Annotated in this window: 13 protein-coding genes; 10 read left to right on the top strand and 3 right to left on the bottom strand. The window is 70.5% G+C overall.

Annotated features, from left to right (window positions below):
• Nucleotides 1–416, top strand: a 416-nt coding sequence (locus GIS00_RS26955) for an HNH endonuclease signature motif containing protein (RefSeq protein WP_196073297.1), incomplete at its 5' end; no start/stop codon positions are given.
• 228 nt (nt 417–644) lie between these two features.
• Here the strand turns inward: GIS00_RS26955 and GIS00_RS15330 are convergent.
• Nucleotides 645–1,067, bottom strand: coding sequence for a VOC family protein (locus GIS00_RS15330; protein WP_154769346.1), 423 nt, complete (start codon nt 1,065–1,067; stop codon nt 645–647).
• A 388-nt stretch (nt 1,068–1,455) separates the two neighbouring features.
• On the bottom strand, nt 1,456–2,880 hold the full coding sequence (gene argG, locus GIS00_RS15335) for an argininosuccinate synthase (RefSeq protein ID WP_322097992.1): 1,425 nt from the start codon (nt 2,878–2,880) through the stop codon (nt 1,456–1,458).
• A 678-nt stretch (nt 2,881–3,558) separates the two neighbouring features.
• Between argG and GIS00_RS28450 the strand changes: the two genes are divergently transcribed.
• Entirely contained in the window at nt 3,559–4,116 is a 558-nt protein-coding gene (locus tag GIS00_RS28450; RefSeq protein ID WP_322097993.1) for a methylated-DNA--[protein]-cysteine S-methyltransferase, read from the top strand.
• Nucleotides 4,117–4,288: 172 nt separating this feature from the next.
• On the opposite strand, the gene purU is transcribed toward GIS00_RS28450, so the two are convergent.
• On the bottom strand, nt 4,289–5,161 hold the full coding sequence (purU, locus tag GIS00_RS15345; RefSeq protein ID WP_322097994.1) for a formyltetrahydrofolate deformylase: 873 nt from the start codon (nt 5,159–5,161) through the stop codon (nt 4,289–4,291).
• Between the two features lie 490 nt (nt 5,162–5,651).
• Between purU and GIS00_RS15350 the strand changes: the two genes are divergently transcribed.
• The 8 genes from GIS00_RS15350 to GIS00_RS15385 all read left to right on the top strand — a co-directional run bounded on the left by GIS00_RS15350 (nt 5,652) and on the right by GIS00_RS15385 (nt 19,172).
• Nucleotides 5,652–6,473 (top strand): IclR family transcriptional regulator, encoded by an 822-nt coding sequence (locus GIS00_RS15350; RefSeq protein WP_154769347.1) that lies wholly within the window; start codon nt 5,652–5,654, stop codon nt 6,471–6,473.
• 683 nt (nt 6,474–7,156) lie between these two features.
• Complete coding sequence (locus tag GIS00_RS15355; RefSeq protein ID WP_322097995.1) at nt 7,157–8,668, top strand: aldehyde dehydrogenase family protein; 1,512 nt, start codon at nt 7,157–7,159, stop codon at nt 8,666–8,668.
• A gap of 242 nt (nt 8,669–8,910) precedes the next feature.
• Nucleotides 8,911–10,038: a quaternary amine ABC transporter ATP-binding protein gene (locus GIS00_RS15360; RefSeq protein WP_154769349.1), complete on the top strand. Its 1,128-nt coding sequence runs from the start codon at nt 8,911–8,913 to the stop codon at nt 10,036–10,038.
• Entirely contained in the window at nt 10,038–12,155 is a 2,118-nt protein-coding gene (locus GIS00_RS15365) for an ABC transporter permease (protein WP_154769350.1), read from the top strand. Before GIS00_RS15360 ends, GIS00_RS15365 begins: the two co-directional genes overlap by 1 nt.
• Before the next feature lie 174 nt (nt 12,156–12,329).
• Nucleotides 12,330–13,442, top strand: a complete 1,113-nt coding sequence (locus GIS00_RS15370) for an ABC transporter substrate-binding protein (RefSeq protein ID WP_154769351.1) — start codon at nt 12,330–12,332, stop codon at nt 13,440–13,442.
• A 464-nt stretch (nt 13,443–13,906) separates the two neighbouring features.
• Entirely contained in the window at nt 13,907–16,438 is a 2,532-nt protein-coding gene (locus GIS00_RS15375) for a GcvT family protein (RefSeq protein WP_154769352.1), read from the top strand.
• 166 nt (nt 16,439–16,604) lie between these two features.
• Nucleotides 16,605–17,912, top strand: coding sequence for a serine hydroxymethyltransferase (gene glyA / locus GIS00_RS15380; RefSeq protein WP_154769353.1), 1,308 nt, complete (start codon nt 16,605–16,607; stop codon nt 17,910–17,912).
• A 15-nt stretch (nt 17,913–17,927) separates the two neighbouring features.
• Entirely contained in the window at nt 17,928–19,172 is a 1,245-nt protein-coding gene (locus tag GIS00_RS15385) for a sarcosine oxidase subunit beta family protein (protein WP_322097996.1), read from the top strand.
• The last annotated feature ends 27 nt before the right edge of the window (nt 19,173–19,199 follow it).

Below are 19,199 nucleotides of genomic sequence, written 5' to 3' on the forward strand. Positions count from 1 at the left end.
CCGAAACCCGCAGGCTGCTGTGCGACACCAAAGTCATCCCCGCCGTGCTGGACGCCCTCGGGGTGCCGTTGGATGTCGGCCGCGCCCGCCGCACCGTCCCCAAAGCCCTGCGCGGAGCACTCATCCTCCGCGACCGCGGGTGCGCGTTCCCCGGCTGCGACCGACCCCCCGCCTGGTGCGACGCCCACCACATCCAGTTCTGGGCCCGCGACCTCGGCGTCACCAGCCTGGACAACGGCGTCCTGCTCTGCGGACACCACCACCGCCTGATCCACCAACAGGACTGGACCATCCAGCTCAACCCCGAAGACCGGCTCCCCGAATTCATCCCACCCCCCTGGCTCGACCCCGGACAACGACCACGCCGCAACACCCACCACCCACCCCACCGCGCATCCGGCACCAGCAGCGGCTGACACCCGAACCACAGCAACACATCCCGGCGATCGGGAAGTGGTCCGGCAGACCTGTTTCAACAGCACACGACCACCCCGATCGGCGAAATACCCACGCCGGCCGGGGTGGTCGTGCTGTCTCCAGGACCGAGGCGGCAGCCAATGGACGACGCGCGGCAGAGGCGACAGCGTTGCTACGCCACCAGTACCTACGGATTGCGACCGAACGAGAATCTCGACCAGCCAGTGTCAGTCGGCGCGGCTGCTGATCTGCTGCACGACCCACTGGTTCCCGTCGGGATCCGAGAGGTGGACCATTCCGACGTTGTCGAGGTCATCGCCCTCCCGCGGCGGACGGGACCCGAGGTCACGGTCGATCACGGTCACGCCGCTGGTCTCCACCCCACGACCGGCGAGTTCCGCATGAGCAGCGAGGATGTCGGGCACCACCAGCACCAGGCCGCGCAACGTGCCCGGCACCAGATCGGCGTGCATGCCGGTGGAGATCTGGATCGAGCAGCCGGACCCCGGCGGGGTCAGCTGGACGAAACGACGTCCCTCACCGGCGGGCATATCGAAGTCCACGACGAACCCGAGCCCGTCGGCGTAGAACGACTTCGCACGATCGACATCGGCGACCGGCACCTGAACCACTTCGAGCAGCCACTTCATCGAGTTCTTCCTCTCACCGTCCGGACGTCGGGGATCCGCTGTCCACCTGCCTGTTGGACCCGACGTCGCCCACGGAATCATCGGCGCGCACAGGATGCACCGGAGCGGCAGGCGAAAAGTGCACCGGCGTGCCAGTCGGACGCCGTTGATCGGGCACAGTCACGCAGAGCTCGGCTCACCCGTCGCCGCCGGACCGATCGGCACGCACAACGTGCTCTACCCGGCAGAGGAACATGCCGGGCGCCGGAAGACCGGAGCACCGAACCGCAAGAGCCACTCAGCTCAGTCGGCGCCGAACTCCATCTTTGCCCGGTCGACGGCCTCGTCCATCGGCCGGATCCAGCAGGACCGCCGACGAGCCGGCACCGAACCGCAAGAGCCACTCAGTTCAGTCGGCGCCGAACTCCATCTGCGCGCGGTCGACGGCCTCGTCCATCGCCTCGTCGGGCTGGTCGGAAGGGGAGAGGGACGCGATCGCCGCGCTCTCCCCTGGCTCCAGCGCTCCGACGAGGGTGCGCTCGGCGTCCAGCTGACCGAGACCGGCATAGAGCTCCAGCTTCGACCGGGAGTCGGCGATGTCGAGGTTCCGCATGGTCAGCTGGCCGATGCGGTCCGTCGGCCCGAAGGCCGCGTCCTCGACGCGCTCCATGGACAGCTTCTCCGGGTGGTAGCTGAGGTTCTCGCCCACGGTGTCCAGCACCGTGTAGTCCCAGCCACGACGCAGGCGCAGCGTCACGGTCCCGGTCACGGCCGACCCGACCCAGCGCTGCAGCGACTCGCGCAGCATCAGCGACTGCGGGTCCAGCCAGCGGCCTTCGTAGAGCAGCCGGCCCAGCCGCCGCCCTTCGGCGTGGTAGGTCGCGATGGTGTCCTCGTTGTGCACCGCATTGACGAGCCGCTCGTACGCGGTGAACAGCAGCGCCATGCCCGGGGCCTCGTAGATGCCGCGCGACTTGGCCTCGATGATCCGGTTCTCGATCTGGTCGGTCATGCCCAGTCCGTGCCGGCCGCCGACCGCGTTCGCCTCCATCACCAGGTCGACCGCCGACGCGAACGTCTGCCCGTTGATCGCGACGGGACGGCCGCGCTCGAACGTGACAGTGACGTCCTCGGCGGGGATGTCGACCGAGGCGTCCCAGTGCGCGACACCCATGATGGGCTCGACGATCTCGATCGAGGCGTCGAGGAACTCGAGCTTCTTCGCCTCGTGGGTGGCACCCCAGATGTTGGCGTCCGTCGAGTACGCCTTCTCCACCGACGCGCGGTAGGGCAGGTCGCGGGCGGTCAGCCACTCGGACATCTCGGTGCGGCCGCCCAGCTCGGAGACGAAGGCCTCGTCCAGCCACGGCTTGTAGATCCGCAGCCGCGGGTTCGCCAGCAGGCCGTAGCGGTAGAACCGCTCGATGTCGTTGCCCTTGTAGGTCGAGCCGTCGCCCCAGATCGAGACGCCGTCCTCGTGCATCGCACGGACCAGCAGGGTGCCGGTCACCGCGCGACCGAGCGGCGTGGTGTTGAAGTACGGCAAACCGCCGGAACGGATGTGGAAGGCGCCGCAGGCGAGGGCGACCAGGCCCTCCTCCACCAGCGCTGCGCGGCAGTCGACCAGTCGCGCGATGTCGGCGCCGTACTGCTGCGCCCGGGACGGCACGCCGGACAGATCGGGCTCGTCGTACTGGCCGATGTCGGCGGTGTACGCGCACGGCACGGCGCCGTGCTCGCGCATCCAGGCGACCGCCACCGAGGTGTCGAGACCACCGGAGAACGCGATGCCGACCTTCTCGCCGGCCGGGAGGGACGTCAGAACCTTGGACACGACGTGGAGCCTAACGGTCCGGACCTGCCGCTCCGGACCGCTCCGGACGCCCGCCGGCACCGGTCGCGACCTGCGTCACAGCAGCGCGAGTCCCCGCCCGACACCCGATGAGTTCCGGCGTGGCGGAAGCCGGCATGCGCGCGGCGGCATCGACGACAGCCGTGGCTGGTCGGCAACCTGTCGGCACGGCGTGGACTTCCGCGGGCTGGACTGCTCGACGGCGAACAGCATTGCGCGGCAGTGGCCATGTGACCGGAGGTGCCAGCCTGCCCGACGGGCCGGACCGCTCGACGGCGAACAGCATTGCGCGGCAGTGGCCATGTGACCGGAGGTGCCAGGCTGCCAGACGGGCCGGACCGCTCGACGGCGAACAGGACTGCGCGGCAGGGCCATGTGACCGGGGGTGCCAGCCTGCCCGACGGGCCGGACCGCTCGACGGCGAACAGGACTGCGCGGCAGTGGCCATGTGACCGGGGGTGCCCGGCTGCCCGACGGGCTGGACTGCTCGACGGCGAACAGGGCTGTCTCGGAAATGGCCTGCCAGGAGGCCTGCGCCGGCGCTTGACCGTTGCACGGCTTGCGGCGCAGCCGTTCGGCGGCGGCCGGACCGACCACGTCATCGGAGCGTCGTCTGCGCAGGTGAGCGATCCTGTCGGGCCTGCGGCGCATGATGGCCCCGTGACCCAGACCGTCGATGGCCCGGCCCCGGCGACCGGCGCTTCCCTGCCGCCGGCGCCGTTCGAGGTTCCGCTGGCCCCGGCCGACCGGTGCACGGTGCTGCCCACGCCCGTCGGCGAGTTCTTGATGACCGGGAACGGCGAACAACTGCTCGGCACCTTTTTCGCCGACGACGCCGGCATCGCCCCGGCCTGCCCGTTGCCGCGCGACGACGCCGCCTTCGCCGACGCCCGGCGGCAGCTGCACGAGTACTTCGCGGGCGAGCGGCAGTCGTTCGACCTCCGACTCGCACCCACCGGCCCGCTCTTCGCGATGCGGGTCTGGGCCGCACTCACGCAGATCCCCTACGGCGAGACCGCCTCCTACGGCGACATCGCCGAGCGCATCGGGCGGCCCGGAGCGGCGCGGGCCGTCGGATCGGCCAACCACGTGAATCCGCTCCCGATCGTCGTGCCCTGCCATCGGGTCATCGGTGCCGACGGGTCGATGGTCGGGTTCGGCGGCGGCATGGAGCGCAAGCACATCCTGCTCGGCGTCGAGGCGCAGACCCTGTTCTGAGAGGCGAACCGACCCGGGCGCCACTGACCCCGGCACCACTCCTGAGCCCGATCGGGCATGTCGCGACGCCAGTGCCCCAAGCGGGGACGCCCAGCCCACACCCCTGATGCACCGACGGCCCTCTGCAAACGCCACGACGAACAGCAGCCGTCCGGCCAGGCGTCTGCCCCGACTACCGAAAAACCACGGTGCGGGCGCCGTTGAGCATCACCCGGCGCTCGCTGTGCCATTGCACGGCCCTGGACAGCACCTGGGTCTCGACGTCGCGGCCGGCGGCGACCAGGTCGTCCGGCCCCAGGTTGTGGTCCACCCGCACCACGTCCTGCTCGATGATCGGCCCCTCGTCGAGGTCGTCGTTGACGTAGTGCGCGGTCGCCCCGATCAGCTTGACCCCGCGGTCGTGCGCCTGGTGGTACGGCTTCGCGCCCTTGAAGCTCGGCAGGAACGAGTGGTGGATGTTGATCGCCCGGCCGGACAGCTCGTGGCTGGTCTGTTCGCTGAGCACCTGCATGTACCGGGCCAGCACCACCAGGTCGACGTCGTGCTCCTTGATCAGCCGGAGCAGCTGCGCTTCCGCCTCCGGCTTCGTCTCCCGGGTGACAGGGATGTGTACGTAAGGGATCTCGTACGACGCAGCGAGCGCCGCGTAATCCGGGTGGTTGGAGACGATCACCGGGATCTCGATGTTGAGGGTGCCGATGCGATACCGGTAGAGCAGATCGTTCAGGCAGTGCCCGAACTTGCTGACCATCAGCAGCGTGCGGGTCGGCGTGGTGACGTCGACCAGGTCGTACGTCATGGCGTGAGCCTGCGAGACGTCGTCGAACTCCCGCCGCAGCTCCGCGATCGAAAGACCGCCATCCGGCACGTCGAAGTGCACCCGCATGAAGAACCGCCCTGTGAGCCGGTCGTCGAACTGCTGGCTGGCCAGGATGTCCGCACCGCAACGCACCAGGTAGCCGGTGACGGCGTAGACCAGGCCGGGCCCGTCCTGGCAGGACAGGGTCAGCACGAACTCGCGGCCGGGTGCCGGGCGAGGGGACACGGGTACCTCCGGGGAGAAGTCGGGCGGTGCGGGATCGTCGAGGCGGTGCGGATCGTCGAGGCGGTGCGGATCGTCGAGGCGGTGCGGATCGTCGAGGTGGTGCGGATCCTGCGGGCGTTGCGAATGGGTTCGAGCGGTGGCGAGGACGACGGGGGGCGTTGCCGATCAGCATCGGGTGGTGCACAGCAGCCGGCGGGTCAGCCACGTGGACATCGTGGACACCGGCAGCGGGTCGCGGCAGAGTCAGGCCGGGTGGACAGCGGGACGGGGGGGGACCAAGATCAGGGGATACCGGCCGGGGGCGACCCAGGGACGAGCAGCGGGCGGACGAGCAGGGCAACACATCTGGAAGTGCGTATTACGCAACTGACTGCGTATCGCGCAACCGCATCCAGCATGATCGGTCGCTGATCGCCGGTCAAGACCACTGCGCGGAATGTCCGATCCCAGGTCCACGCCGCACCACCACCCGACCGCCTAGGCTTCCTGCATGTCCGAGCCCGTCGTCCCGCTCCGCGGCGCCGAGGCAGGCGCCGTGCAGTCGGTGGACCGTGCACTGACCATCCTCGAACTGCTCGCCGCGGACGGTCAGCTCGGCGTCACCGAGATCGCCGGCCTGCTCGGCGTGCACAAGTCGACGGCCTCCCGGCTGCTGGCCACCCTCGAGTCGCACGGCCTCGCCGAGCAACTGCCCGATCGCGGCCGGTACCGGCTCGGCGTCGGGGTGCTGCGGCTGGCCGGCGCCACTCGGTCCCGCCTCGACGTCGTGCAGGAGAGCCGGCCGGTCACCAAGGCACTGGCCACCGAGATCGGCGAGACGGTCAACATCGTGATCCTGTCCGGCCGGGAGACGCTCTACCTGGACCAGGTCGCCGGGACCTCGGCGCTGCGCATCCACAACTGGGTCGGCAAGCGGAACCCGCTGCACGCCACGGCGAACGGCCGGGTACTGCTCGCCCACATCTCCGACACCGAGCGGGACGCACTCCTCGCGGCGTCGGTGGGGTCGGCGGGCTCCCTGCCGCGGCTCACCGAGCACACGGTGACCAGTCGGGCCGGGTTGCTCGCCGAGCTGGAGCAGGTCCGGGCACGCGGGTACGCCGTGGCCCGCGACGAACTCGAGATCGGCCTGACCGCCGTAGCGGCGCCGATCCGCGGCACCGACGGGTCCGTCATCGCCTCCCTCTCCGCATCCGGCCCGACCTTCCGGGTCGCGGACCGGCTCGACGGTGTGGTGGCGGCGGTGATGAGCGCCGCGGTCGCGGTGTCGCACCGCATGGGCTGGGCCGGCCCGTCACGCCTGTCGTCCTGAACCCGGCCGCCGCACGGGTCGACGCCGCGGTCGCGGTGTCCCACGGCACGGCATGGCAGGCCGTTGCGCCCGTCGCCTCGACTCGGTAGCCGCATTGGTCAACGCCGCGCTCGCCGTGTCCCACATGGGGTGGGACCGGCCCCGAGGGTCTGTCGTCCTGAGACCTGCGACCGCGGTGGTCCACGCCGCACTCACGGAGTCCCACCGCACGGTCCGGCAGGCAATGGTCAACGCCGCTCTCACGGAGTCCCGGCATGGGCCGGGCCGGCCTCTCTCACGGAGTCCCGGCATGGGCCGGGCCGGCCTCGCACGCCGGTCGCCCCGAGGTCGGAACCGGCCGGCACACCCGCATGCCCTGCCACTTCGAGTCCCGACGACGGATTCCCCCGTTCCGCCGCGTCGCCACCAAGTTGAACGCACCCACCACCCGCGGAGCTCGCGAGGTCGGAACCGCCCGGCTCGTCCGGATGCCACGGGCAGCTCCGCAACTCATCCGGAGCAGCGGTTCGCACCCTGGTGATCTCCCGTCACACCGCTGCCGGGCTGTGTGTCAAAAGCACGTTACAGCTGTCGCACGACGTCTCCAGGAGCCTTGACAGCCCCTGCCCACCGTTCCATTCTGTTGCTCACAGAGCACTCAGGTGCGCGATACGCAACAGGATCCAGGAGAGGGCAGGCACAGGGTGACCGCGACCGTGGACAGCGACGGCGCCACGCCGACCGCCGTCGACGGCCTCTGGATCGATGGCGCCCGGGCGGTCTCGACGGGCACTGGTATCCGCGAGATCCGTTGCCCTGCTGATGGTTCGCTGGTCGCGACGGTGACGGAGGGTACCGCCGCGGACGCGAGCGCCGCGATCGATGCGGCCCGCGCCGCGTTCGACTCCGGCGTCTGGTCGGCCGTCCCGGAGATCGAGCGCGGTGCCCTGCTGCTCCGGGTGGCCGACCTGCTCCAGCGCGACCGGGCGGCCTACGCCCGCGCCGAGGCACTGGACACCGGCAAGCGGCTGGTCGAGGCCGAGTACGACATCGACGACGTGACCTCGGCCTTCCGCTACTACGGCGGCATCGCCGGCACCGACTCCGGTCGCGTGGTGGACACCGGCCGCCCGGATGCGTTGAGCCGCATCGTGTACGCGCCGATCGGCGTCTGCTCGCTGATCACCCCGTGGAACTACCCATTGCTCCAGGTCTCCTGGAAGGTGGCGCCCGCACTGCTGGCCGGGAACACCTTCGTCCTCAAGCCCTCCGAGCTCACCCCGTCGACGGCGATCCTGCTGATGTCCACCCTCGCCGAGGCCGGCCTTCCGGCCGGCGTCGCGAACCTGGTCACCGGCACCGGCACCGGGGTCGGTGCCGTCCTGACCACCGACCCGCGCGTCGACATGGTCAGCTTCACCGGCGGTCTGGCGACCGGCAAGGCGATCATGGCGGCCGGCGCCGACACGGTGAAGCGGGTCGCCCTCGAGCTGGGCGGCAAGAACCCGAACATCGTGTTCGCCGACGCGGACCGCGAGGCGGCACTCGACAACGCCCTCACCGCCGTGTTCCTGCATTCCGGTCAGGTCTGCTCGGCCGGCGCCCGGCTGGTGGTGCAGGACAGCATCCACGACGAGTTCGTCGCCGAGTTGGCCGAGCGCGCCGGCCGCATCCGGCTGGGCGGGCCGTTCGACGAGAAGGCCGAGACCGGTCCGCTGATCTCGGCCGCGCACCGCGAGAAGGTGCACTCCTACGTCCGGTCCGCGGTCGCGGAAGGCGCCGAACTCCGTTGCGGCGGAGCGGTTCCCGGCGATCCGGCACTGGCCGACGGCTTCTACTACCCGCCGACCGTGCTGGACGGCTGCGATGCCTCGATGCGCTGCGTGCAGGAGGAGTCCTTCGGCCCGGTGCTGACCGTGGAGACCTTCACCGACGAGGCCGAGGCGATCGCGATCGCCAACGACACCGAGTACGGCCTGGCCGGCGCCGTCTGGACGCAGGACGCCGGCCGTGCGCAGCGGGTCGCCCAAGCCCTGCGGCACGGCACCGTCTGGATCAACGACTACCACCCCTACGTGCCGCAGGCCGAGTGGGGCGGCTTCGGCCGCTCCGGCAACGGTCGCGAGCTCGGCCCCACCGGACTCGCCGAGTACCGCGAGATCAAGCACATCTGGCAGAACACCGCACCCACAGCGCAGTACTGGTTCTCGAAGTAGCCGGCTCGAAACACCGCCGCAGCCGGGCAGTCCCGCACCACCCCTGCAGCACACCACCACCCGCTGCACATCACCACCCAGCACGAACCCGGACCAACCAGCAGCACATCACCACCCCGCAGCACAGCACTACCCCGCAACACTTGGAGCCCAGCACCATCCAGCGAGCACCACGACTCCAGCACGGCGCCATCAGGTAGTCCCACCGACGCAGGCCCGCCCCTGCATCGAAGGAGCCCGACATGAGCACCACATCCGCCCCCCTCCTCGCCAAGGGCGCGACTCCGTCCGCCGAACCGGACTTCTCCGTCCGCAACCTCTGGAAGGTGTTCGGCCACAAGGCCGATCGCATCCCCGGTGACCCGCAGCTGGCGGGCCTGACCGGACCGGAGATCCTCGAGCGCACCGGGTGCGTGCCCGCCGTCCGCGACATGAGCTTCGACGTCGGCCGCGGCGAGGTCTTCGTGGTGATGGGTCTGTCCGGCTCCGGGAAGTCCACCCTGGTCCGGTGTCTCACCCGGCTGATCGAACCCACCGCCGGCCAGGTGCTGCTCGAGGGCCTGGACATCATGAAGGCCTCGGAGAGCGACCTGCGCGAGCTCCGCCGCCGCAAGATGTCGATGGTGTTCCAGCACTTCGGCCTGCTCCCGCACCGCACCGTGCTGGACAACGTCTCCTACGGCCTGGAGATCCGCGGCACCGGCAAGGGCGCCCGGCACACCCGGGCCCGCGAGATCATCGAGCTGGTCGGCCTGCACGGCTACGAGGACCGCTTCCCGGACCAGCTGTCCGGCGGCATGCAGCAGCGGGTCGGCCTGGCCCGCGCGCTGGCCGGCGATCCCGACGTGCTGCTCTTCGACGAGCCGTTCTCCGCCCTCGACCCGCTGATCCGGCGGGACATGCAGGCGGAGGTGATCCGGCTGCACCGCGAGATGGGCAAGACGATGGTCTTCATCACCCACGACCTCTCCGAGGCGCTCAAGCTGGGCGACCGGATCCTGATCATGCGGCATGGTGAGCTGGTCCAGATCGGCCGCGGCGACGAACTCGTCGGCGCGCCGGCGGACGAGTACGTGGCCGACTTCGTCTCCGAGGTACCGCGGGCCGACGTCCTGACACTCCGCTGGATCGCCTCGCCGGTGCCGGACGGCACCGACCTGTCCACCGCACCCGCGCTGTCCGCCGACACGGTGATCCGGTCCGCGATCCCCACCGTGCTGGGCACCCCCGGCCCGGTCCGGGTGGTCGACGGCGGGGTCACCCTCGGGGTGGTCGGCCGGGACGACATCCTGCACCTGATCACCAGTTCCGGGCACGGCGTCACCGAGGTCGGGGCGGCCTCCGCCACCGTGGACCCGGACGCGGCCTGATGGCCGCCCCCACCGCACCCGGGACGACCCAGGCCCCGGACGCGCCGTCCGGCATCACCCCGCCGCCCGGTCCGGTCCGGCGCCGCGGTTGGCCGCTCGGCACCGGCGCCACCGTGCTGCTCGGCACGCTGGTGGTCTGGATCGTCCTCTGGAAGATCTTCGACGGCCGCTGGAACCTCGACATCGGCCGGTCCGAGCTGACGCCGCTGCACCGGACCCTCAACGACGTCAACGACTGGGTCGGTGCGAACCGCGACACCAGCCCGGTCTTCCTCTACTTCTTCAACTACATCCAGCTCGGCATCGAGGGTGCGGCCGACTTCTTCACCCAGCTGTTCTCGCACACCGACGTCGGTCGCGAGCTGCCGGAGATCGGCTGGCTGGGCACCACCGCACTGCTCACCGCCGTCGCGTTCGTGGTCGGCAACGCCCGGGTCGCGGCACTGACCCTGGTCGGGCTGCTCGTCATCGTCGCCCAAGGGCTGTGGGCGGAGGCGATGGACACCTTCTCGCTGGTCGCCCTCGCCGTGCTGCTGGCGCTGATCATCGGTCTGCCGCTGGGCATCTGGGCCGGCGTGAACAGCCGGGTCAACAAGATCGTGACCCCGGTGCTGGACTTCATGCAGATCCTGCCGGCGTTCGCCTACCTGGCCCCGCTGGCGCTGATCTTCATGATCGGCCCGGCCCCGGCGGTGGTCACCACCTGGATCTACGCCATCCCGCCGGTCATCCGGCTGACCGCGCACGGCATCCGGCAGGTACCGGCCACCACCCGCGAGGCCGTCGACTCGCTGGGAGCCGGTGGCGTGCAACGCCTCCGCACCATGCTGCTGCCGATGGCCAAGCGGACCATCGTGATCGGCATCAACCAGACGATCATGGCTGCGCTCTCCATGGTGACCATCGCCGCGCTGATCGGCGCACCCGGTCTCGGCCTGTCCGTGACCCAGGCGCTGCAGACCCTGGACGTCGGCGCCGCCCTGAACGCGGGCATCGCGATCGTGCTGCTGGCCATCATCTTCGACCGGGTGACCACCGCCGCCAGCGTGCGGTCGGAGAACCTGCGCCGGGCGGCCCCGCACGTGCGGCTGGTCCGGCGGTACGCGGTGATCGGTGCGCTGGTCCTGGCCGTGGTCGCGATCTACCTGTCCCGGACCATGCTGTGGGCCGCGGAGCCGCCCGTGCTGCCGGACCTGGGCGAGGGCATCGCCACCGTCGGCAACACCGTGGCGCAGTGGCTGCAGGACAACCTGGCCTGGTTCACCCAGAGCATGCGGGACAACCTGACCGAGGCGATCCTGAACCCGTTGCAGGACCTGCTGTCCAACTCGCCGTGGTTCGTCGTCGGCGCCGTGCTGGTGGTGCTCGGCTACCTCGCCGGCCGCATCCGGGTGGCGGTGATCGCCGCGGTCGGGGTCGGCCTGATGGTGCTGCTGGGCGTCTGGAACGACGCGATGGTCACGCTGGCCGCCACCCTGCTGGCGACGGTCTTCGTGATGATCCTCGGCGTGGTGTTCGGCGTCTGGATGGGCCGCTCGTCGACCGCCGACAAGGTCATCCGGCCGCTGCTGGACGCCGCGCAGACGATGCCGCCGTTCGTCTACCTGGTGCCCTTCCTCGCGCTGTTCGGTTCCAGCCGCTTCACCGCGATCATCGCCGCGGTGGTCTACGCGGCCCCCGCCGCCATCAAGATCATCACCGACGGTATCTCCCAGGTGCCGTCGACGACGGTGGAGGCGGCGATCTCCACCGGATCGACGAACTGGCAGGTGATCACCAAGGTGCAGATCCCGATGGCCGCCAAGTCCATCGGCCTGGCCTTCAACCAGGGGCTCATCTACTCGCTGTCGATGGTGGTCATCGGCGGCATGGTCGGAGCCGGCGCCCTCGGCTACGACGTGATCGCCGGGCTCAACCAGCTCGACCTCTTCGGCAAGGGGCTGTCCGCCGGACTGACCTTGGTGGTGATGGGCATCGTGCTCGACCGCATCACCCAGGCCGCGGCCGACCGGTCCGGGCGCGCCTCCGGACCGGCGATCCCGCCGCGCAGGAAGACCACCTCCGGCACCACCGATCCCACCCTGACCGCCACCGCGCCGGCCGCCGCCGGCGTCTGACGGTCCGACCCTACGGCCCATCCACCACCACCGACCCGCCGCCACCATCCATCCACTGCCAAGACCCACGACGCACCATCTGCACCGCCGCCGGCCGGCATCCGCCCGACCGACATCCAGCGATCCCCGCCCACCGATCGGCCGGTCCCGGCCAGTCACCCACGAGGAGAATCGATGTCACTGCGATCGACCCGGCGATCCGGACGGACGGCCACCCGGCTGTCCGCCGGGGTCGCCACCGCGACCCTGCTGCTCACCGCAGCGGCCTGTGGCGGCGCCACGGTGAACGACACCGGCGCCGGCGCCACCACCCCTGCGGCCACCAGCCCGGCGGCGACCGGCGCGAGCGCATCCGGGTCGGCCACCGGAACCGCGACGGGCTCTGCGACCGGCTCGGCCACGGGTTCCGCGACCGGCAGCATGGTCCCGGTCACCGGCGAGTGCGGCACCGTCAACCTGGCGATGAACGACTGGGTGGGCTACACCGCCGACGCCGCCGTCTACACCTACGTGGCGGAGAAGGAGCTCGGCTGCAAGGTCGAGCAGAAGTCGCTCAAGGAGGAGATCGCCTGGCAGGGCTTCGGTTCCGGCCAGGTCGATGCCGTCATCGAGAACTGGGGCCACGCCGACCTGGTCGAGAAGTACATCGACCAGCAGCAGACCGCCGTGGACGGCGGGCCCACCGGCAACATCGGGTACATCGGCTGGTACGTGCCGCCGTGGCTGGCCAAGGAGCACCCGGACATCCTGCAGTGGGAGAACCTGAACAAGTACGCCGAGAACTTCAAGACCTCCGAGTCCGGCGACAAGGGCCAGCTGCTCGACGGCGACCCGACCTTCGTCACCAACGACGAGGCCCTGGTGCAGAACCTCGACCTGAACTTCGAGGTCGTCTACGCCGGTTCGGAAGCCGCGCTGATCAAGGCCTTCCAGGATGCCGAGACCAACAAGAAGTGGGTGCTCGGCTACTTCTACTCGCCGCAGTGGTTCCTCTCCGAGGTCCCGCTGGAGAAGGTCGCGCTGCCGCCGTACACCGAGGGCTGTGACGCCGATGCCGAGAAGGTCGCCTGCGACTACCCCGAGTACAAGCTGAACAAGATCATGTCGAAGACCTTCGCCGAGGGCGGCTCCAGCGGCGCCGCGCTGATGAAGAACTTCAACTGGACCAACGACGACCAGAACCTGGTCGCGAAGTACATCACCGCCGACGGCATGACCCCCGAGGCCGCCGCCGAGAAGTGGGTGACCGACAACCCCGACAAGGTGAACGCCTGGCTGGGCAAGTGATCCCGTCCTGAACACCGGCCGGCCGGGCACCGCGATCCCGTGGTGCCCGGCCGGTCCGCAGGCCACAGCGTCTCCGCCGCTGGCAGCAGCGGGCATCGGCCCGACGACACCCGGAGCGACCTCGGCGGAACCGCCCGTCGGATGCCGGGGGCGCCGGGGCACGACGGCGGGACCCCGGCACCACGGCTGTCGGTCCGCACCACGCCGCGGCATCGAGGACCGTGACGCCACCCCCCATCGACGGACCCCCAACGGCCACACGGTGATCCGGCCCCCACCACTTGACACCCACCACCGGTCACCTAGGCTGGTGTTGCACCAGATGCATCGCGTTGCACAGTTCGCAACTGGGTGCCCCGCAGCTCGATCACCCACAGCACCAAAACCCTGCAGTACCGCACACCCGAAACATCAGGCACAGACCGGCATCCCAGCCCCAGTGCGCACATCCGGCGGAGGTATCCATGACGGGACCCAAGGTCGTCATCATCGGCGCCGGGATCGTCGGCGCCAGCCTGGCCGACGAACTGACCGCGCGCGGCTGGACCGAGATCACCGTGCTGGAAGCCGGTCCGCTGCCCGCCGCCGGCGGATCCACCTCGCACGCACCAGGTGTCGTCTTCCAGACCAACGGCACCAAGGTGATGAGCGACTTCGCCCGCTACACGGTGGAGAAGTTTTCCGCGCTGACCTGGCAGGGCGATCCCTGCTACCTGCCGGTCGGCGGCCTGGAGATCGCCACCACCCCTGAGCGCGCCCGGGAACTGCAGCGCCGCTTCGGATTTGCGCAGTCGTGGGGCGTCCCCGGGGCACAGCTGCTGGACCCGGAGCAGACCGTCGCGATGTGGGACCTGCTCGAGCCGTCGACGGTGCACGGCGGGCTGTTCGTGCCGCAGGACGGCATCGCCAAGGCCGTCCGCGCCGTCGCCGCCCAGCTGGCCCGCGCCACCGAGCGCGGTGCGACCGTACGCGACCGCACCCAGGTGCTCGACATCCTCACCAGCGGCGACAAGGTCACCGGGGTCCGCACCGACAACGGTGATCTGGACGCCGATGTCGTCGTCTGCTGTGCCGGCATCTGGGGTCCGACGGTGGCCGGCCTGGTCGGCCAGACGCTGGCGCTGACGCCACTCGCCCACCAGTTCGCCTGGACCGGACCGGTCGCCCCGCTCGCCGGCCGCACCACCGAGTCGGTCCGCCCGGTGCTGCGTCACCAGGACGCCGACCTGTACTACCGGGAGAACGGCACCGGGATGGGCATCGGCTCCTACCGGCACCGGCCGATGCCCGTCCGGCAGGACGAGCTGCGGGCCTGGTCCGACTTCGACTCCATGGACTCCCTGCACGGCCAACCCTCGGTGCTGGAGTTCACCCCCGCCGACTTCGAGTTCCCGATCGCGGAGACCCGGCGGATCATGCCCGGGATCTTCGACGCGGACGGGCATCTCGAGCTCGCGAACCCGTTCAACGGTGTCTTCTCGTTCACCACCGACAACATGCCGCTGCTCGGTCCGCACGCCACCCTGGACGGGTTCTGGACCGCCGAGGCGGTGTGGGTGACCCACTCCGCCGGCGTCGCGAAGGCGATGGCCGAGTGGATCGTCGACGGGCACTCCACGTTCGACCTGCACTCCTGCGACCTCAACCGGTTCGAGGTGCACCAGCTGGCGCCGGCCTACATCGAGGCCAAGGACTGCCAGAACTTCGTCGAGGTCTACGACATCCTGCACCCGCTGCAGCCGATGGAGCACTCCCGGCCGCTGCGCACCTCGCCCTTCTACCCGCGGCAACAGGAACTCGGCGCGGTCTTCCTGGAGGCCAACGGCTGGGAGCGGCCGCACTGGTACGAGGCGAACGCCGGCCTGCTGGACTCCGACCGCAACACCGGCTGGCACATGCCCTCCCCCGACGACTGGGCGGCGCAGTTCTGGTCCCCGGTCATCGCCGCGGAGGCCTCCATCACCCGCACCGACGTGGCGCTCTACGACATGACCGCGCTCAAGCGGCTGGAGGTCACCGGTCCCGGGGCCACCGTCTTCCTGCAGTCGATGGTCACCGGCAAGATCGACAAGTCGGTCGGGTCGGTCACCTACTGCCTGATGCTCGACGCCGACGGCGGCGTGCGGTCCGACGTCACCGTCGCCCGGCTCGCGCCGGAGCGGTACCAGGTCGGCGCCAACGGCGCGATCGACCTCGACTGGTTGCTGCGCGCACTGCGCCGCAGCGACCAGGCGGACACCGTGCAGGTCCGGGACATCACGGCCGGCACCTGCTGCATCGGCATCTGGGGCCCGAAGGCCCGCGAGGTCGTCCAGCAGCTCACCGGCGAGGACTTCTCGCACGCCGGCTTCAAGTACTTCCGCGCCAAGGAGTGCTACCTGGGCACGGTGAAGGTCACCGCGATGCGGCTGTCCTACGTCGGCGAGCTGGGCTGGGAGCTCTACACCACCGCCGACCAGGGGCTGGCGCTGTGGGACCTGCTGATGCGGACCGGCGCCGAGCACGGCATCATCGCCGCCGGCCGCGGCGCGTTCAACGCGCTCCGCATCGAGAAGGGCTACCGGTCCTTCGGCGGTGACATGACCGGCGAGCACGGCCCGGACGAGTCCGGGCTGTCCTTCGCGGTCAAGGGCGACCTGGAGTTCCACGGCAAGGCCGGCCTGGCAGCCCGGCCGGCGCCGACGTCCCGGCTCTGCCTGCTCACCCTGGAGTCGCCGGCCGGCGGCGACGGCCCCGACCACATCGTCCTCGGCTCCGAGCCGGTCTATGCGGTCAGCGCCGAGAGTGCTGCCGGCACTGCGGACACGGCGGTCGGCTACGTGACCTCCGCGGCCTACTCCTACACGCTGGGTGTCCCGCTCGCCTACGCCTGGCTGCCGACTGCCCTCGCCGTGCCCGGCAGCGAGGTGGAGGTGGGCTGGTTCGACCGGCGTTACCGCGCCGTGGTCACCGCCGAGCCGGCCTTCGACCCGGAGATGAAGAAGATCCGGTGCTGACCGCCCTGCCCCCGGACCTTGCGCCTGTGATCCTGACCTGCGCGGCCGTCCCGGTTCGTCGTTCCGGCGCCGGGTCACTACCGTTGTCCGCGGTGCGACCGGCGCTGCTGCCGTCGCATGTCATCGCCCGCGGCCGCGGGCACGACCCGCAGGAGACACGACACCCATGACCGCAGCCACCGACACGACCACCTGGCCGGGCCTGGACGCACCCCTGGAGCAGGCCGATCCCGAGGTCGCGGCTGCCATCGCGGCCGAGCTGCACCGCCAGCAGTCCACCCTGGAGATGATCGCCAGCGAGAACTTCGCGGCGGTCGCCGCGATGCAGGCGCAGGGCAGCGTGCTGACCAACAAGTACGCCGAGGGTTACCCGGGCCGCCGCTACTACGGTGGCTGCGAGAACGTCGACGTCATCGAGCGGCTGGCCATCGAGCGGATCAAGGGCCTGTTCGGTGCCGGGTTCGCCAACGTCCAGCCGCACTCCGGCGCCCAGGCGAACGCCGCCGCGATGCAGGCGCTGATCAAGCCCGGCGACACCATCCTCGGCCTGTCGCTGGCGCACGGCGGCCACCTCACCCACGGCATGCGGATCAACTTCTCCGGCCTGCTCTACGACGTGGCGGCGTACGAGGTGTCCAAGGAGGACCACCGCGTCGACATGGAGGAGGTGGCCCGGCTGGCCCGCGCCCACCGGCCCAAGCTGATCATCGCCGGCTGGTCGGCCTACCCGCGGCAGTTGGACTTCGCGCGATTCCGGGAGATCGCCGACGAGGTCGGCGCCTACCTGATGGTCGACATGGCGCACTTCGCCGGCCTGGTGGCCGCCGGGCTGCACCCGTCGCCGGTGCCGCACGCGCACGTCACCACGACCACCACGCACAAGACCCTGGGCGGTCCGCGCGGCGGCGTCATCCTCACCAACGACGCCGACCTGGCCAAGAAGATCAACTCCGCGGTGTTCCCCGGCCAGCAGGGCGGCCCGTTGGAGCACGTCATCGCCGCCAAGGCCGTCGCCTTCAAGATGGCCGCGGACCCGCAGTTCACCGAGCGCGCGCAGCGCACGATCGACGGCGCGCAGGCGCTGGCCGCCCGGCTGGTGCAGGACGACTGCGCCGCCGCCGGCGTCAAGGTGCTCACCGGCGGCACCGACGTGCACCTGGTGCTGGTCGACCTGCGCGACTCCGAGCTGGACGGCAAGCAGGCCGAGGACCGGCTGCACGACATCGGCATCACGGTGAACCGCAACGCCGTGCCGTTCGACCCGCGCCCGCCGATGGTCACCTCCGGCCTGCGGATCGGCGCCCCGGCGCTGGCCACCCGCGGCTTCGACACCGCCGACTTCGCCGAGGTCGCCGACATCATCGCCGCCGCGCTGATCGCCCCGGTCGGCGAGCTGGACACCGACCTGGCCGCCTCGCTGCGCGCCCGCGTCTCCGCCCTGGCCGCCTCCCGCCCGCTCTACCCCAACCTGTAACCCGATGGGAGAACCGTGACCCCGCCGCTGGACCCTGGCATCCCGCCCGGTGCGGACCTGCCCGAGCATCCCGAGTTCCTCTGGCGGAACCCGGAGCCGCGCCGGCACTACCAGGTCGTCATCATCGGCGGCGGCGGTCACGGTCTGGCCACCGCCCACTACCTCGCGCGCCGCGGCGTCACCGACGTCGCGGTGCTCGAGAAGGGCTGGCTGGCCGGCGGGAACATGGCCCGCAACACCACGATCATCCGGTCGAACTACCTGTGGGACGCCTCGGCGGCGATCTACGAGCACTCGATGAAGCTGTGGGAGTCGCTCGACGAGGACCTGGACTACCCGATCCTGTTCTCCCAGCGCGGGGTGCTGAACCTGGACCACTCGCTGCAGGACATCCGCGACTCCCGCCGCCGGGTGGAGGCCAACAAGCTCAACGGCGTCGACGCCGAGTGGGTGGACGCGGCCGGCGCCCAGGAGATCTGCCCGATCCTCAACATCTCCCCCGACATCCGGTACCCGGTGCTCGGCGGGACCTACCAGCCGCGCGGCGGCATCGCCAAGCACGACTACGTGGCCTGGGGTTTCGCCCGGTCGGCCGACGCCGCCGGGATCGACATCATCCAGAACTGCGAGGTCACCGGGATCGACGTCGAGCACGGCACGGTACGCGGGGTGCAGACCTCGCGCGGCCCGATCACCGCCGACCGGGTCGCGATGATCGGCGCCGGGCACTCCGCGGTGCTGGCGAGGATGGCCGGGTTCCGGCTGCCGGTGCAGTCACATCCGTTGCAGGCCCTGGTGTCCGAGCTGCTGCAGCCGGTGCACCCGACCGTCGTGATGTCCAACGCGGTGCACGTCTACGTGTCGCAGGCGCACAAGGGCGAGCTGGTGATGGGAGCCGGCGTCGACACCTACAACGGCTACGGCCAGCGCGGCGCCTTCCACGTGATCGAACGCCAGATGTCCGCCGCCGTCGAACTCTTCCCGGTCTTCGCCCGCGCGCACGTGCTGCGCACCTGGGGCGGCATCGTCGACACCACCCCGGACGCCTCGGCGATCATGGGGCTCACCCCGGTCGAGAACCTGTTCGTCAACTGCGGCTGGGGCACCGGCGGGTTCAAGGCCACCCCTGGCGTCGGCAACGTGATGGCCGAGATGCTCGACACCGGAAAGGTTCCCGACCTCGCCGCCGAGTTCGGGCTGGACCGGTTCACCACCGGCCGGTTGGTCGACGAGCACGGCGCCGCGGCCGTGGCCCACTGATCGGCAGCGGCACCCAGGCCACTCCAG

Source organism: Nakamurella alba (assembly GCF_009707545.1).
Taxonomy (GTDB): Bacteria; Actinomycetota; Actinomycetes; order Mycobacteriales; family Nakamurellaceae; genus Nakamurella; species Nakamurella alba.

Coding starts and splice junctions, on each gene's coding strand:
- GIS00_RS15330 (WP_154769346.1), bottom strand. CDS start 1,067: ATGAAGTGGCTGCTCGAAGTGGTTCAGGTGCCGGTCGCCGATGTCGAT.
- GIS00_RS15350 (WP_154769347.1), top strand. CDS start 5,652: ATGTCCGAGCCCGTCGTCCCGCTCCGCGGCGCCGAGGCAGGCGCCGTG.
- GIS00_RS15360 (WP_154769349.1), top strand. CDS start 8,911: ATGAGCACCACATCCGCCCCCCTCCTCGCCAAGGGCGCGACTCCGTCC.
- GIS00_RS15365 (WP_154769350.1), top strand. CDS start 10,038: ATGGCCGCCCCCACCGCACCCGGGACGACCCAGGCCCCGGACGCGCCG.
- GIS00_RS15370 (WP_154769351.1), top strand. CDS start 12,330: ATGTCACTGCGATCGACCCGGCGATCCGGACGGACGGCCACCCGGCTG.
- GIS00_RS15375 (WP_154769352.1), top strand. CDS start 13,907: ATGACGGGACCCAAGGTCGTCATCATCGGCGCCGGGATCGTCGGCGCC.
- glyA (WP_154769353.1), top strand. CDS start 16,605: ATGACCGCAGCCACCGACACGACCACCTGGCCGGGCCTGGACGCACCC.